This is a genomic window from Mesorhizobium onobrychidis (assembly GCF_024707545.1).
Classification (GTDB): Bacteria; Pseudomonadota; Alphaproteobacteria; order Rhizobiales; family Rhizobiaceae; genus Mesorhizobium; species Mesorhizobium onobrychidis.
This window is the reverse complement of sequence record NZ_CP062229.1, coordinates 150377-165695: the sequence shown is the minus strand read 5'-3', so window position 1 is coordinate 165695 and position 15319 is coordinate 150377. Positions and strand designations below refer to the sequence as shown.

Below are 15319 nucleotides of genomic sequence, written 5' to 3'. Positions count from 1 at the left end.
CGGGCACTTTGGCCCGGTTTTTTGTTATCGCGCGAAAGGCGCATGACGTTTTTTTGCGCTTTAAGAGACCTGTTCGACCTGCTGCACCTCGGGCACAAAATGCCGGAGCAGGTTCTGGATGCCGTGCTTCAGTGTCGCCGTCGATGACGGGCAGCCGGCGCAGGCGCCCTTCATGTGCAGGAACACGGTGCCGTTCTCGAAACCGCGGAAGGTGATGTCGCCGCCGTCCTGGGCGACGGCCGGGCGCACCCGTGTGTCGAGCAGTTCCTTGATGGTGATGACCAACTCCTCGTCGGCCTTGTCGTAGAATTCGCCGGTCTGGCTGGTCTCGGCGGCGGGGCCGGCCTTGGCCATCACCGGCGCGCCGGACATGAAATGTTCCATGATGGCGCCGAGGATCGCCGGCTTCAGATGCTGCCAGTCGGGGCCGTCCTTGGTCACGGTGACGAAATCATAGCCGAAGAAGACGCCGGTGACGCCGGGGATTTCGAACAGCCGGCCGGCCAGCGGCGAAGCCGTAGCGGCGCTGTCGGCATCGCGGAAATCGGCGGTGCCTTCGACAAGCACTTCCTTGCCGGGCAGGAACTTCAATGTCGCCGGATTTGGCGTCGATTCGGTCTGGATGAACATGGATGTCTCCGTGCCCATTCGGGCAGATAGTTTGGAATAATTCTAAATAGGCCTTATCGGCAGGACATTCAAGCGAAAGCCATCGCCGGAACGGCCGCCCGAGAGAATGAATTTTCTTCTACAGCGCCGCGCGTCCTTATTGGACGTGCAAGGGCTGTGGCACTTCGATTTTTGCGCTGGCCAGGGATTTTGCGCTAAGGTGTGTTGAGATTCAGGTCAGGCCGCGCCGAGAATGGTGGATTCCGAGAACCGGAGCGGAGCGTACTTTTGGGTACGTGAGCACCGGAAGCGCAGGAAACCGAGGTTCGCAGGCCGGCCTCACCTGAATATCAACTTACCTTAGGCCAGGCTGTCGATTTCTTCGTCCGACAGGTTCTGCGGCACCACCGTCACCGGGATCGGGAAGGCGGCGCCCTTGCCGGCGACCGCGCCGACCAGCGGACCCGGCCCCTCCTTGCCGGCGCCGGCCGCCAGCACGAGGATGGCAATATCCTGGTCTTCCTCGATCAATTTGTGGATCTCTTCGGTCGGCTTGCCTTCGCGCACCACCAGTTCCGGCTCGATGCCGAGTTTCTGGCGCACCTTGTTCGCGTACGCATCAAGCGCCGCCCGCGCGGTGGCGGTGGCCTCCTCGCGCATGATCTTCTCGACGCCCAGCCAATGCTGGAAATCGTCGGGCTCGATCACATAGAGCAGCACCAGCACGCCGTTGGTGCTCTGCGCGCGTTTCGAGGCGTAGACGACGGCCCGCTCGCATTCGGGCGTGTCGTCGATGATCGCCAGGAACTTGCGGCGATGGCCGGCTTCGCGGCTGAGACGTTTGGAGACCATATTCACCCTGTTCGATGGTTTCGGTCGCAATCTGCCACCGGGACAGCCCGGCCGCAAGCGACCGGCAGATGTAGCGATGCTGGTGCGTTAGAGCGTCTTTTGCGCGTCCAAATGGACGCGCGGCGCTTAAGGTTCAGCTTTGCAGCAGGCCGATGATGTCGCGCACGGTCTTCATCGTCGCCTCGGCCAAGGCGCCGGCCCGCTCGCCGCCATCCCTGAGCACCGCATCGACATAGGCGCGATCATCGGAAATGCGGCGCATTTCGCCGGCGACCGGCGCCAGCTTTTCCACGGCAAGGTCGGCCAGTGCCGGCTTGAACACCGAAAATTGCTGGCCGCCGAACTCTTTCAGCACCGCCTCCTTCGATATCTCGGCGAGACCTGCATAGATGCCGACGAGGTTTTCGGCTTCGGGCCGGCTGGCCAGGCCGTCCAATTCCCCGGGCAACGCCTCGGGGTCGGTCTTGGCCTTGCGGATCTTCTTGGAGATGGTGTCGGCATCGTCGGTCAGATTGATGCGCGACAGGTCCGACGGATCCGACTTCGACATCTTCTTCGAGCCGTCGCGCAGCGACATGATGCGCGCCGCCGGTCCGCCGATGATCGGTTCTGTCAGCGGGAAATAGCCGTTCACCGTCTCCTCGCCGACCTTCATCTCGACGCCGACGCCAAGGCCGGCGATGCGGTCCGAGAAGTCGTTGTTGAATTTTTGCGCGATGTCGCGTGTCAGCTCCAGATGCTGCTTCTGGTCATCGCCGACCGGCACATGGGTGGCGCGGTAGACGAGGATGTCGGCCGCCATCAGGCTCGGATAGGCAAGCAGCCCAAGTGAGGCGTTTTCGCGATCCTTGCCGGCCTTGTCCTTGAACTGGGTCATCCGGTTCATCCAGCCGATGCGGGCCACGCAGTTGAAGATCCAGGCAAGCTCGGCGTGCTGCATGACCCGCGACTGGTTGAAGACGATGTGCTTCTTCGGGTCGATGCCGGAGGCGAGAAACGCCGCGGTGATCGAGCGCGTCTGGTCCTTGAGATCGTCATGGACAAGCTGCGCGGTCAGCGAATGCAGGTCGACGACGCAATAGATGCAATCGGAGGTATCCTGCAGGGCGACGAATTTCTTGATGGCGCCGAGATAATTGCCGAGATGCAAATTGCCGGTCGGCTGGACGCCGGAAAAGACGAGTGGCTTGAAGGCAGGCTGATTGAAGGCAGGCTGATTGAAGGCGGGCTGATTGGAGTCAGTCATGGGATTTCCCTGGCTTGTGGAGGGCCGTTTCGCGCGCGGCGAAAGTCTTTCGACGGCGCGCTTATGGACGAGAGCGGGGAGCGGATCAAGAGGCTGTTGGATGAGCGGCGCAGCGCCTGGCCTCGGCTGAGTAAGGCGCCGCAAGAGGGAGGATAGCCCCGACTAGAAACAAAAACCCGCCTTGCGGCGGGTTGTCGGCGCAAATCAGCACCGTGGTAAAGTTGATAGCATAACTGCCGGCACAAAGCGAGAACAAAAATGGCTTAGCGCCGAGGCGATCGCTTCCGTTTCGCCCGGCGTTGACGAGGCAATGTAGATAGCTACATAATATCATCTACACCAATGGGACAAAACCGATGACGATCAATATCAACAACAAGGAGGCGGACAATCTGACGCGTGCTTTCGCCAAGCTTGAGGGCGTCGGCATCACCGAGGCGATTGTGATCGCCATGCGTGAAGCTTTGGAGCGTCGGCGCAACCGCGAGACGCCTCTCCAAACCGCCGCCCGCCTTCGCGCGGAAATCGGCATCAAGCTGAACGACAAGGCGCGCAGGCCACTCCCTCGCTCGGTCTTCGATGAAATGTCCGGGGAGAGCTGATGTTCATCGATGCGGCCGCGATAATCGCCATCCTGAGCGAAGAGGACGAAGCGGAGCGCTGTTCCGACGCCGTGGTTAAAGCTGCAGAACGGTTCACGTCCGCGATAGCCGTATGGGAAGCGGCGGTGGCTCTTGCGCGCCCGGACAAGTTCGCGATTTCCGTCGACGACAGCAGGCGTCTGGTCACCGCATTCCTGGAGCAACGAGATATCGCGGTTCGTGATCTGCCCGATCCGTCAGCCGCAGTCTCGCTGTCGTTGGATGCAGCCATGCGATTTCGATCCGGGCCAAATCGCCTCAACCTCGCGGATTGCTTTCACTACGCTTGCGCGCGCCACTACGCCGTTCCGATGCTTTCGACGGCGGACGAGTTCCGGCTTACGGATCTGGAGACTATTCCCTAGTCGAAGGGGAGCCCTTCCGCCTGATATTGCGGCGGATCATGCCGAAATCGGCGCCGCCGGTGGCGAAGGCGGTGAGGAAATAAAGCAACGCTCCGCCGGCAACCAGCGCGAGAAGCGTCGTAGCCTTGACGATCAGCGGTGAGGCCGAGGCCAGTTGGGCGGCAAACCAGTGCTCGGCAAAATAGAGCGCCGCGCCCATCACCGCCGCCGACATCACCAGCCGTGGGATGCGTCTCATGAGTGGTACGTCGCGGCCCCAGTGACCGCGCCGGATCAGCACGCCGAGCAGCATCAGCGCATTGACCCAGCCGGCGACGGCCGAGGCGACGGCGATGCCCGGCGCGCCCATCTGCGGAAACAGCGTCAGCGCGATGGTGATGTTCACCGCCACTGAGATGGCGGCGAAGATCATCGGCGTGCGCGTGTCTTCGCGGGCGAAATAGCCGGGCGTGAACGCCTTGATCAGCACGAAGGCCGGCAAACCCAAGCCGAAGATCGCCAGGATTGCCGCCACGATCGGCGTCGAGTTGTTGGCGGCAAATGCACCGCGTTCGTAGACCAGTCCCACGATCGGCTCCGACATGACCAGCAGTGCCGCCGCCGCCGGCAAGGTCAGGAACAAGGTGAACTCCACCGACCGGTTCTGCAGATTGGCCGCCTCGATCAGATTGCCTGACTTCAGCGCCCGCGACAGTTCGGGCAGAAGCACGATGGCGACGGCGACGCCGACGACGCCGAGCGGCAGCTGGTAAATGCGGTCGGCATAGGCGAGCGACGACACCGCACTGTCCTGCGCCGAGGCGATCGCCGTGCCGATCAGCTGGTTGATCTGGGTAATGCCGCCGGTGATCGCCGCCGGCAGCGCCAGGATCAGCAGCCGCTTGACATTGGGCGTCATCTTTGGCCGGCGAAAGCCGATCGAGATGCCGGCATGGCGCACCGCCACCCAGACGATCGCCAACTGGACCAGCCCCGCCGCCAGCACGCCCCAAGCCAATGCGAAGCCGACGGTGCGCGCGTCCGATCCCTTGTGCCAGGCGTAGGCGAGCACGCCGATCAGGATGATGTTGAGAAATACCGGTGCCACCGCGGCGGCGAAATAGCGGCGCAGCGAATTCAGCATGCCGGCCATCATGGCGCCGAGCGACATGCAGATCAGGTAGGGAAACATGATGGTCGCAAGCCGGACCGTCATTTCGAACTTTCCCGGCGTGTCGGCAAAGCCCGGCGCCACCAGGTAGCGCACGATCAGCGGCATCGCCAGTTCCATGGCGATGGTCAGCGCCAGCAGCGCCGTGAACAGCACGCCGAACACCTCTTCCGAAAAGCGCTTGGCGCCATCGGTGCCGTGGGTCTCGATCTCCTTGGCGAAGAGCGGCACGAAGGCGGCGTTGAAGGCGCCTTCGGCAAACAGCCGGCGAAAGGTGTTGGGGAACTGGAAGGCGGCGTTGAAGGCGTCGGCGATCGGCCCAGTGCCGAGTGCGGCCGCCATCAGCATCTCACGGCCGAAGCCGAGGGCACGGCTCATCAGCGTGCCGGAAGCGACCGTCGCGAACTTTTTGACAAGGCTCATGCGTCTGGAGACTGCCTGCAGGATTGGGACAAATAAATGGTGGTTATCACTCGGCCGCGGCCTTGGCCTTGCCGCCGCGCTCGGGCACGGTGCCTTCGAGGACCGCGATCAGCCTGTTTTGGATGGCGGCCATGCGTGTCGGGCTGTCGATCTTCTGGCCGGTGAGATCGGTGACATAGAAAGTATCGATGACCTTTTCGCCGAAGGTGGTGATGTGTGCCGACGCGATGTCGAGCGATAGGTCGGATAACGCCCCGGTGATCTCGGACAGCAGGCCCGGCCGGTCCAGCCCCTCGACCTCGATCACCGAGAACCGGTTCGACAGGGTGTTGCGGATTTCGGCGCGCGGCTGGATGCGGAAGACCTTGGCGCCGCGCCGCGGCTTGGTCCGCTTCTCGATCATCTCCGGCAACCAGCTCTTGCCCGACAGCACGTCCTCGATCAGCCGGCCGACGCGCTCGGCGCGGCGGCGCTCGTCCTCGTCGCGGTCGAATTCCCTCGAGATCAGGATGGTGTCCAGCGCGCGGCCGTCGGAGGTGGTGAAGATCTGCGCGTCGACGATGTTGCCGCCGGCCGCCACACAGGCGCCGGCAATGACCGATAGCAGCCGCGGATGGTCCTGCGCCAGCACGGTAATCTCGGTCACCGCCTCGAACTGGTGGGTCTTGATCATCGTGGCGAGCTTCTTGCCCGCCCCATCCGCCTCGCGGATGAATTCGGCGTGGCGAAGCTGGTCGGCGAGATCGACCGTCAGCAGATAATTCTCGTAGTGCTTGGCGACATAGCGCTTGCGCGGCTTTTCCGGCCAATCGGCGAGCGCCTCGGCCAGCTTTTCGCGGGCAGCCGCAGTGCGCATCGCACGCGACACCTCCGAAAACCCGCCGGTCAACAGCAATTCGGTCTCGTAGTAGAGCGTGCGCAGCAACTGCCCCTTCCAGCCGTTCCAGACGCCCGGCCCGACGCCTCTGATATCGCAGACGGTGAGGACGAGCAGCAGCTTCAGCCGTTCGACCGACTGCACGGTCGCGGCAAAATCCTCGATCGTCTTGCGGTCATTGAGATCGCGCGTTTGCGCCGTCATCGACATGATCAGATGGTTCTCGACCAGCCAGGCGACTGTTTCGGTGTCGGCCGCCGACAGCCCCATATGCGGGCAGGTGCGCCGCGCGATCCGAGCGCCCGCTTCGGAATGGTCCTCCGGCCGCCCCTTGGCGATGTCGTGCAAAAGCACCGCGACGTAGAGCGCCTCGCGGCTTTTCTTCAGCCCCGGCATCAGCGTGTGGGCAAGCGGGTGGATCTTTTCACCGTCGCCACGCTCGATCTCGGCCAACACGCCGATACAGCGGATCAGGTGCTCGTCCACCGTATAGTGGTGGTACATCGAGAACTGCATCATGGCGACGATCTTGCCGAAATCCGGGATCAGCTTTGCCAGCAGTCCCGCCTCGTTCATGCGCCTGAGATTGAGTTCGGCATTGCGGTCCGACGTCAATATGTCGAGGAACAGCCGGTTGGCTTCCTCGTCGCGCCTGAGCGCCTTGCCGACGAGGCCGAGCGAACGGGTCAGCAGCTTCAGCGCATCGGGGTGAAATTCCAGCCCGTGCTTGTCGGCGAACCAGAACAGCCTCAAGAGATTGACCGGATCGCGCTCGAACACCAGGTCGTCGGCGATGTTGATGCGATGGTTGTCGATAATGAAATCGGACGTGCCGGCAAGCTTGCGCTTGCGGCGCGAGAAGGTGAGGAAGATGCGGTTGAAGCCCGGCACATGCTTGGCCTGCTCTTCCTCGAGTGCAGCGCAGAAGATGCGGGTGAGATCCCCGACATCCTTGGCGACGAGGAAGTAATGCTTCATGAAGCGCTCGACCGCCGACAGGCCCGGATGTGTGGTGTAGCCCAGCCGCTCGGCGATCTCGCGCTGGATGTCGAAATGCAGCCGTTCCTCGGCCTTGCCGGTGAGGAAATGCATGTGGCAGCGCACCGCCCACAGGAAATCCTCGGCCTTCTGGAACTCCCGGTATTCGGTGCCGGTGAAGACGCCCTTGTCGACCAGCTCCTCGCCGGTGCGCACCCGGTAGAAATACTTGCCGATCCAGAACAGCGTCTGCAGGTCGCGCAAGCCGCCCTTGCCGTCCTTGACGTTGGGTTCGACCAGATAGCGGCTTTCGCCGGCCTTGGCATGGCGCTCGTCGCGTTCGGCAAGCTTGGCCTGCACATATTCGGGTCCGGTCGTGCGCACCACCTCGCGGTCGAAACGCTGCAAGAGCTCGTCATAGAGCTTCTGCTCGCCCCACAGGAAACGCGCTTCCAGGATCGAGGTGCGGATGGTGATGTCGGTGCGCGACAGCCGCAGGCATTCGTCAATGTTGCGGGTGGCGTGGCCGACCTTCAGCCCCAGATCCCACAGTATGTAGAGCATGTATTCGACGGTCTGCTCGCCCCATGGCGTCTGCTTGTAGGGCAGCAGGAAGAGGAGATCGATGTCGGATCCCGGCGCCAGCGTGCCGCGGCCATAGCCGCCGACCGCGACGACCGCCATGCGTTCGGCTGAAGACGGGTTTTTGACGCGATAGACATGGGTGGCGGCGAAATCGTAGAGCGCGCGGATGATCTCGTCCATGAGATGCGACAGCCGGGCGGCGCAGGCGGTGCCGCTGCCGTCGTCCATCAGCATGCGTTCGGCGATGCTGCGGCCGGCGGCCAGCCTGCCCTTGAGAAGCTGGAGAACACCGGTGCGCGCAGCCTTGCCGGAGCCGTCGCCTGCCGCGGCCGCGGTCAGCCCGGTCATCTCGCGGCGCAAGGCTTCGCCGTCGATCAGTTCATCGAGCTTTAGAGAGATTTTTGCCATAAGTGCCGTTCGGCCTCGCCGTTTCGGCGGCGTCTATAGCGCGTTTTCGCGGCGCTGGGTATGGGGCGGACGGACACGCTCTCCACGGTAGCCCAACGTGATGATCGCCTCCTGCCGCCGCCGGCAGATGCCGTCTTCTTGTGTCTTTTGACCATGCCGATTGCAACCACCGGTCGCTCCGCTCCGAGTTGAGCAGGCTTGGCAATCCGGTCGCCTTGCCGCCCAGGAACTGATCCTGGACGCACAGCGCCGGAACAGGCTGATAGATGGTCTTGCTGGACGATGTTGCCAAGCCCAAAAGTGGCAGCGCCCATAGCATGGGGTGCGGTTTGGATGCGGATTTTTCCGCCCAGGCCGCCAGTCGAAATTGGCCCTTGACCTTCCAGTTACTGGAAGCACTACCTCCGTTTCAAGATCGAGACAGAGAGGCCTTTCCGCATGACCCATTCCGACCACGACCATCACGCGCATGGCGGCCGCTGCTCGGCGAACGCTGCTCCGTCCGTCGCGGACGCCGTTATTCGCGACCCGGTCTGCGGCATGACCGTCGATCCGGCCGCCGGCAAGCCCACAGCCGAGCATGGCGGCAATATCTATCACTTCTGCAGCGAGCGCTGCCGTTCGAAATTCGCGGACGAGCCAGAAAAGTACCTTGCGGCGACCGACCCGGTCTGCGGCATGCGTGTCAACCGTGCCACCGCGAAGCACTTTTCCCGGCATGAAGGCCAGGGCTTCTATTTCTGCTCGGCCGGCTGCAAGGTGAAATTCGAGGCGGAGCCGGCAAAGTATCTTGGCGACAGGCCGGAACCGCAGGCGATGCCGAAAGGCACGCAATACACCTGCCCGATGCATCCCGAAATCGTCCGTGACAAGCCAGGCGCCTGCCCGATCTGCGGCATGGCGCTGGAGCCGATGGGCGTGCCGACCGGCGATGAGGGGCCGAACCCGGAACTGGTCGACTTCACGAGGCGGTTCTGGGTGAGCGCCGTGTTGTCGGTGCCATTGCTGATATTCGCCATGGCGCCAATGCTCGGCGTGACGTTTAGCGCGTTCATCGAGGATTCGGCGAAGATCTGGGTGGAATTGGCGCTGGCCAGCCCGGTTGTGCTGTGGGCGGCATTCCCTTTCTTCCATCGCGGCTGGGATTCGGTTCTCAACCGCAGCCCCAACATGTGGACGCTGATTTCGCTCGGCGTTGGTGCGGCCTATCTCTACAGCGTCGTCGCCGCGCTGTTCCCGGATATATTTCCGCACCAGTTCCGCGGTCATGAGGGCACGGTGCCGGTCTATTTCGAGGCGGCCGCCGTCATCGTGGCGCTGGTTTTCCTCGGCCAGGTGCTGGAGTTGCGCGCCCGTGAGAAAACCGGCTCGGCGATCCGCGCGCTGCTCGACCTCGCGCCGAAGACCGCGCGGCTGATCGGCGAGGACGGTTCCGAAAACGACGTGCCGCTCGACACGGTCAAGGCCGGAGACCGCCTGCGCATCCGCCCTGGCGACGCCGTGCCGGTCGACGGCATCGTGCTGGAAGGCCGCTCTTCCATCGACGAATCGATGCTGTCAGGCGAGCCTCTGCCGGTCGAAAAGACCGAAGGCGACCCCCTCACCGGCGGCACGCTCAACAAGAACGGTTCGCTGATCATGCGCGCCGAGAGGATCGGCGCCGAAACCACGCTGGCGCGGATCGTCGAGCTCGTCGCCAAGGCGCAGCGTTCGCGCGCGCCGATCCAGGGCCTGGCCGACCGCGTGTCCTTCTATTTCGTCCCGGCCGTCGTGGTGGTTGCGATCGTTGCGTTCATCGCCTGGGCGATCTTCGGGCCGCAACCCAGCCTGATCTTCGCCATCGTCTCGGCGGTCTCGGTGCTGATCATCGCCTGTCCTTGCGCGCTGGGTCTTGCCACGCCGATGTCGATCATGACTGCCACCGGGCGCGGCGCGCATGCCGGCGTGCTGATCAAGGACGCCGAGGCGCTCGAACGCTTTGCCTCGGTCGACACGCTGATCGTCGACAAGACCGGCACGTTGACCGAAGGCCGGCCGAGAGTGACCGACGTCGTTGCTGCCGAGGGTATGACGCAAGATGATCTGCTGGCACTTGCCGCCGGCCTGGAAAAAGGCTCGGAGCATCCGCTGGCCGAGGCGATCGTCGAAGGCGCCCGTGAACGCCGGGTGGAGATCCCCGACGCCGGCGGTTTCCAGGCGGTCACCGGCAAGGGCGTTTCCGGCACGGTATCGGGAAAGAAGGTGGCGCTCGGCAACGCCGCGATGATGGCCGATCTCGGCATCGATATCGCATCCGTCTCGACCAGCGCCGAGACGCTGCAGGCCGAGGGCAAGACTGCGATGTTCGTTGCCGTCGGCAACAAACTGGCCGGCATCGTCGCCGTCGCCGACCCGATCAAGGCGACGACATCAGAGGCGATCAAGGCGCTGCACGACCGCGGCCTGAAGATCATCATGGCGACCGGCGACAACGAACGCACGGCGAAGGCCATCGCAAGCAAACTCGGCATCGACGAGGTGCGTGCCGGCCTGCTGCCGGAACAGAAGAGCGCGCTGGTCGAGGAGCTGCGCGCCAGGAGCGCCGGCGTCGCCATGGCCGGTGACGGCGTCAACGACGCGCCGGCGCTGGCCGCCGCCGATGTCGGCATCGCCATGGGCACCGGCGCCGATGTCGCGGTCGAAAGCGCTGGGATCACGCTGGTCAAGGGCGATCTCAACGGCATCGTCCGGGCCCGCACGCTCGCCCAGGCGACGATCCGCAACGTCCGCCAGAACCTGTTCTTCGCCTTCCTCTACAACGTGCTTGGCGTGCCGGTCGCCGCCGGCGTGCTCTATCCTCTCACCGGCGCGCTTTTGTCGCCGATGCTGGCGGCGGCGGCGATGAGCCTGTCCTCGGTTTCGGTCATCTCCAACGCGTTGCGGCTCAGGACGTTGAAACTCTGAGCCAAGCCCCCAGATAGAATTCGTTCAAAAAGGAGACAATGAATGACCTTGGCCAAAAAGATCGTGCTGCTGCTGATGGCGGCGGGGATGCTGCCTGCCGTTTTCCTGGAAAGCATTCCGTCGCAAGCCCAGGAGACGAAACACCACATGGGCGCGATGGGCGCGCAAAGCCCCTCGACCGACGGCTACAAGGCTGCGATGGACAAGATGCACACCGCCATGATGGCGATCGAACATTCCGGCAATGCCGATGTCGATTTCGCCCGAAGCATGATCCCGCATCACCAGGCGGCGATCGACATGGCCAAGGTCGAGCTTGCCAATGGCAAGGATCCGGAAATGCGCAAGCTGGCCGGAGCGGTGATCGCGGCGCAGGAAGCCGAGATCAAGCAGATGCAGGATTGGCTGGCCGCCCATCCGGTGAAGTAGCATCAGGCAGCTCGCGGGAAATCCGGGGTGGATTTCTCCCGAAGGGTGTGCTGCCATCGCGCGTCGACTGGAGCGCGCCATGCCATCAACGATAAGAACCACCACATTGCCCTCGGGCGAAGCCGTTCCCGTGCTGGGTCAAGGCACGTGGAAAATGGGCGAAAACGCCCGCCGCCATGCCGATGAGGTCAATGCGCTGAAGCTCGGGCTCGATCTCGGCATGACGCTGATCGACACCGCCGAAATGTATGCCAGCGGCGGGGCCGAGGAGGTGGTGGCGGATGCCATTGCCGGACGCCGCGACGAGGTGTTCCTGGTCTCCAAGGTGCTGCCGTCCAACGCCTCGCGCACCGGCGTGCCGGCGGCCTGCGACAGAAGCCTCAGGCATCTGCGCACCGACCGGATCGATCTCTATCTGCTGCACTGGCCCGGCAGCGTGCCTCTGGCGGAAACGGTCGAGGCCTTCGAGGCGTTGAAAAAGGCCGGCAAGATCCGCCACTGGGGCGTCAGCAATTTCGACACCCATGGGATGGAGGAACTGGTCAGCCTGCCGGCCGGCGACAGCGTCCAGACCAACCAGATCCTCTACAATCTGTCCCAGCGCGGCCCCGAATTCGACCTTGCGCCCTGGAGCCGGCAACGCGGCATTCCGCTGATGGCTTATTCGCCGGTCGATCAGGGCGTATTGGCGCGCAATACCAGGCTCGAAGCCATCGCCGCCCGCCACAATGCCACGGCTGCTCAGCTGGCGCTGGCCTGGGTGATGACACAGGACGGCGTCATCGCCATTCCAAAGGCCGGCAGGCAAGAGCATGTCCGCCAGAATGTCGCTGCGTTGGACATCGAGCTCACCTCCGAAGATTCCGCAGAAATCGACCGTGCCTTCCCGCCACCGACCCGCAAGCGCGGGCTGCAGATGATTTGAGGGTTTGGCGCAGGACCTAAGGTCGCGTTCCCTGCGCTATCGTACGAAGCCTGACTACTTCCCCGCCATCCCCTTCAGCCGATACAGCGCCTCCAGCGCCTCCCGTGGCGTCATCTCGTCGGGATTGATCTCCGCTAGCGCCGCGCTCGGCCCATCGCTCTTTGCCGGCTTTTGCGCCTCTCGTTTCACCGCCACCGAAAACAGCGGCAGATCGTCGACCAGCCGGTTTGCCTTGCCCGACACCTCGCCCGCTTCCAGCTGGTGCAACACTTCCCTGGCCCGCCCTACCACCGCTTCCGGCAGGCCGGCCAGACGCGCCACCTGCACGCCATAGGAGCGGTCGGCGGCACCCTTGCCGACCTCGTGCAGGAAGACCACGTCGCCCTCCCATTCCTTGACCCGCATAGTGACATTGTGCAGCCGAGCGAGTTTGCTGGACAGCGCCGTCATTTCGTGGAAATGGGTGGCGAAGACCGCCCGGCAGCGGTTCTTCTCGTGCAGATACTCGACCGCCGCCCAGGCGATCGACAGGCCGTCGAAGGTAGCGGTGCCACGGCCGATCTCATCCAGGATCACCAGCGCGCGTTCGCCGGCCTGGTTGAGGATCGCCGCCGTTTCGACCATCTCGACCATGAAGGTCGAGCGGCCGCGCGCCAGATCGTCGGAGGCACCGACACGCGAAAACAGCCGGTCGACGACGCCGATATGAGCGCTTGCCGCCGGCACGAAGGAGCCGGTCTGGGCGAGGATGGCGATCAGCGCGTTCTGCCTGAGGAAGGTCGATTTGCCGCCCATATTGGGGCCGGTCAGCAGCCAGATCGCGCCGTTCTTGGCATCGCCTTCCGGCGACAAATCGCAATCATTGGCGACGAACGGTCCTTCGCCCGAACGCCGCAGCGACTGTTCGACCACCGGATGCCGCCCGCCCGAAATTGCAAAGGCGAGGCTCGCGTCCACGATGGGCCGGCACCAGGCCTCGCTTTCGGAAAGCAAGGCAAGTGCCGACGACACGTCGAGCACGCCAAGCGCATCGGCGCCGGCGCGGATCTTGTCCACCTGGCCGACCGCTTCCGCCGTCAGCCTGTCGAAAGCGGCAAGCTCGATCGCCAGCGCCCGGTCGGCGGCATTGGCGATCTTCGATTCCAGCTCGGCCAGCTCGGTCGTGGTGAAGCGCATGGCATTGGCCATGGTCTGGCGATGGATGAAGCGCGCCTTCGCCCCATCGCTGCTCGTCATGATCGCATGGTGGTTGGCGGTGACTTCGATGTAGTAGCCAAGCACATTGTTGTGCCGGATTTTCAGCGAGCGGATGCCGGTTTCGTCGATCAGCGAGCGCTCCAGCCCGGCTATGACCTTGCGCGATTCGTCGCGCAGCGCTCGCATCTCATCGAGTTCAACATTGTAGCTGGAACGGACAAAGCCGCCATCGCGTTTGAGCAGCGGCAGCTCGTCACTGAGCGCCTGCGTCAGATGCTCGGCCAGCGGGCGTGGCAGCGCTTCGATCGCTGCCAGCGCCGCCGCCAGTTCTTGCGGAAGGGCGGTCGCCCCAAACAGTTCGGCGATGGCGCCGGCCGCCTCGAACCCCGCACGCAGCGCGCCGAGGTCGCGCGGGCCGCCGCGGTTGAGCGCCAGCCGGGATAGCGCCCGGGGCATGTCGGCGACGCTCTTCAGGCTCGCCCGCACCGCCTGGCACAGTCGTGTCTCGGAGCGGAAGAACGATACCGAATCCAGCCTTGCACCAATTGCTGCCGGGTCGGTCAGCGGCGCCATCAGCCGGTCGGCGAGCAGCCGCGCCCCGCCGCCGGTAACCGTGCGGTCGATCGCCCTGAACAGCGAACCCTCGCGGCTGCCGGACAGGGTGCGCAACAGTTCAAGATTGGCGCGTGTCGCCGGATCGATGAACAGCGTCGAACCCTGCTCCTCGCGCTCCGGCCGCGACAGCGGCGGCCGCTCGGCCTTCTGCGTTTTTTCGACATAGGCGATGGCGCCTGAGATAGCCGACAGCTCGGCGCGGGAAAACGTGCCGAAACTGTCCGGCGTCGCCACCTCGAAGAAACGGGCGATGCGGCCCGCGGCCGACGCCGAATCGAATAGGCTCGGCGGCTGCGGATTGGCGACCCGGCCGAGCACGTCGAATACCGGTTTCAGCTCCGCATCGTAAAACACCGGCTCGGCGACGATCAGCTCGCGCGGGTCGACGCGAAAGACATCGGCGAGCAGCCGGTCGGCGGTGGTCTCGGCAACACGGAAGGCGCCGGTCGAGATCTCGATCCAGGCCAATGCAAAACTTCCTTGGTTCCCTGTCGCGCTGCCGCGCTCCCCGCCTCTTGGTTCCGCTCCGCATTTGACCCGGCCAAGCGCCATCAAAAAACTCGATTCCGACGGCGCCAGCAATTTGTCCTCGGTGATGGTGCCGGGCGTCACCAGCCGCACCACGTCGCGGCGCACCACCGACTTGCCGCCGCGCTTCTTCGCCTCGGCCGGATCCTCGATCTGCTCGCAGACGGCGACGCGGAACCCTTGTCCGATCAGCTTCTGCAGATAATCGTCGGCGGCATGCACCGGCACGCCGCACATCGGGATGTCGAGGCCCTGGTGCTTGCCGCGTTTGGTCAGGACGATGCCGAGCGCCCGGCTCGCCTTCTCGGCGTCGTCGAAGAAGAGTTCGTAGAAATCGCCCATGCGGTAGAACAGCAGCGAATCCGGGTTCGCCGCCTTGATCTCGATATACTGCTCCATCATCGGCGTCGCCGGCGCAAATGCCGGCGTAGCGCTGTCGCTGCGAATGGGCGTTTCGTCGTTCAAGACGCTGCTTCCAAAATTTCCCGAGCCATCTGCTTGGCGGTTTACAGCGGCGAAGTGTAGCCTTAATCCCGAACGTTCCACAA

The 15319-nt window shown here is 63.9% G+C and carries 11 protein-coding genes; 5 read left to right on the top strand and 6 right to left on the bottom strand.

Going from position 1 to position 15319, the window contains the following annotated elements:
* Positions 1–60: 60 nt before the first annotated feature.
* The 3 genes from IHQ72_RS00765 to trpS all read right to left on the bottom strand — a co-directional run bounded on the left by IHQ72_RS00765 (position 61) and on the right by trpS (position 2707).
* A complete protein-coding gene (locus IHQ72_RS00765; protein ID WP_095493837.1) occupies positions 61–630 on the bottom strand; it encodes a NifU family protein in 570 nt (189 codons plus the stop codon).
* Positions 631–969: 339 nt separating this feature from the next.
* Positions 970–1461, bottom strand: coding sequence for a universal stress protein (locus IHQ72_RS00760; RefSeq protein WP_095493836.1), 492 nt, complete (start codon positions 1459–1461; stop codon positions 970–972).
* 133 nt (positions 1462–1594) lie between these two features.
* Entirely contained in the window at positions 1595–2707 is a 1113-nt protein-coding gene (trpS, locus tag IHQ72_RS00755) for a tryptophan--tRNA ligase (protein ID WP_258120713.1), read from the bottom strand.
* A gap of 356 nt (positions 2708–3063) precedes the next feature.
* On the opposite strand from trpS, the gene IHQ72_RS00750 reads away from it, so the two are divergent.
* Both IHQ72_RS00750 and IHQ72_RS00745 read left to right on the top strand, forming a co-directional pair.
* Positions 3064–3309, top strand: a complete 246-nt coding sequence (locus IHQ72_RS00750) for a type II toxin-antitoxin system VapB family antitoxin (RefSeq protein ID WP_123146413.1) — start codon at positions 3064–3066, stop codon at positions 3307–3309.
* The gene (locus tag IHQ72_RS00745) at positions 3309–3713 is read left to right on the top strand and encodes a type II toxin-antitoxin system VapC family toxin (RefSeq protein WP_258120712.1); all 405 of its coding nucleotides are present in this window, start codon (positions 3309–3311) and stop codon (positions 3711–3713) included. Before IHQ72_RS00750 ends, IHQ72_RS00745 begins: the two co-directional genes overlap by 1 nt.
* Here IHQ72_RS00745 and murJ read toward each other — a convergent pair.
* Together murJ and IHQ72_RS00735 are read right to left on the bottom strand one after the other, a co-directional pair.
* Positions 3703–5286, bottom strand: coding sequence for a murein biosynthesis integral membrane protein MurJ (gene murJ, locus IHQ72_RS00740; protein WP_258120711.1), 1584 nt, complete (start codon positions 5284–5286; stop codon positions 3703–3705). The genes IHQ72_RS00745 and murJ overlap by 11 nt on opposite strands.
* A 46-nt stretch (positions 5287–5332) precedes the next feature.
* Positions 5333–8134 carry a [protein-PII] uridylyltransferase gene (locus IHQ72_RS00735; RefSeq protein WP_258120710.1) on the bottom strand — a complete coding sequence of 934 codons (2802 nt, stop codon included), beginning with the start codon at positions 8132–8134 and terminating at the stop codon, positions 5333–5335.
* A 438-nt stretch (positions 8135–8572) separates the two neighbouring features.
* Between IHQ72_RS00735 and IHQ72_RS00725 the strand changes: the two genes are divergently transcribed.
* From IHQ72_RS00725 to IHQ72_RS00715, 3 genes are all read left to right on the top strand, one after another.
* A complete protein-coding gene (locus tag IHQ72_RS00725; RefSeq protein ID WP_258120709.1) occupies positions 8573–11077 on the top strand; it encodes a heavy metal translocating P-type ATPase in 2505 nt (834 codons plus the stop codon).
* 42 nt (positions 11078–11119) lie between these two features.
* Positions 11120–11506, top strand: a complete 387-nt coding sequence (copM, locus tag IHQ72_RS00720; RefSeq protein WP_258120708.1) for a CopM family metallochaperone — start codon at positions 11120–11122, stop codon at positions 11504–11506.
* Between the two features lie 79 nt (positions 11507–11585).
* Entirely contained in the window at positions 11586–12431 is an 846-nt protein-coding gene (locus tag IHQ72_RS00715; protein WP_258120707.1) for an aldo/keto reductase, read from the top strand.
* A 54-nt stretch (positions 12432–12485) separates the two neighbouring features.
* On the opposite strand, the gene mutS is transcribed toward IHQ72_RS00715, so the two are convergent.
* Positions 12486–15236, bottom strand: a complete 2751-nt coding sequence (gene mutS / locus IHQ72_RS00710) for a DNA mismatch repair protein MutS (protein WP_258120706.1) — start codon at positions 15234–15236, stop codon at positions 12486–12488.
* Positions 15237–15319 lie beyond the last annotated feature (83 nt).

What these genes read in the sequence shown, in the direction of transcription:
- IHQ72_RS00715 (WP_258120707.1), top strand. Translation starts at nt 11,586, where the DNA reads ATGCCATCAACGATAAGAACCACCACATTGCCCTCGGGCGAAGCCGTT.
- IHQ72_RS00760 (WP_095493836.1), bottom strand. Translation starts at nt 1,461, where the DNA reads ATGGTCTCCAAACGTCTCAGCCGCGAAGCCGGCCATCGCCGCAAGTTC.
- IHQ72_RS00735 (WP_258120710.1), bottom strand. Translation starts at nt 8,134, where the DNA reads ATGGCAAAAATCTCTCTAAAGCTCGATGAACTGATCGACGGCGAAGCC.
- IHQ72_RS00725 (WP_258120709.1), top strand. Translation starts at nt 8,573, where the DNA reads ATGACCCATTCCGACCACGACCATCACGCGCATGGCGGCCGCTGCTCG.
- murJ (WP_258120711.1), bottom strand. Translation starts at nt 5,286, where the DNA reads ATGAGCCTTGTCAAAAAGTTCGCGACGGTCGCTTCCGGCACGCTGATG.
- copM (WP_258120708.1), top strand. Translation starts at nt 11,120, where the DNA reads ATGACCTTGGCCAAAAAGATCGTGCTGCTGCTGATGGCGGCGGGGATG.
- IHQ72_RS00750 (WP_123146413.1), top strand. Translation starts at nt 3,064, where the DNA reads ATGACGATCAATATCAACAACAAGGAGGCGGACAATCTGACGCGTGCT.
- IHQ72_RS00765 (WP_095493837.1), bottom strand. Translation starts at nt 630, where the DNA reads ATGTTCATCCAGACCGAATCGACGCCAAATCCGGCGACATTGAAGTTC.
- trpS (WP_258120713.1), bottom strand. Translation starts at nt 2,707, where the DNA reads ATGACTGACTCCAATCAGCCCGCCTTCAATCAGCCTGCCTTCAATCAG.
- IHQ72_RS00745 (WP_258120712.1), top strand. Translation starts at nt 3,309, where the DNA reads ATGTTCATCGATGCGGCCGCGATAATCGCCATCCTGAGCGAAGAGGAC.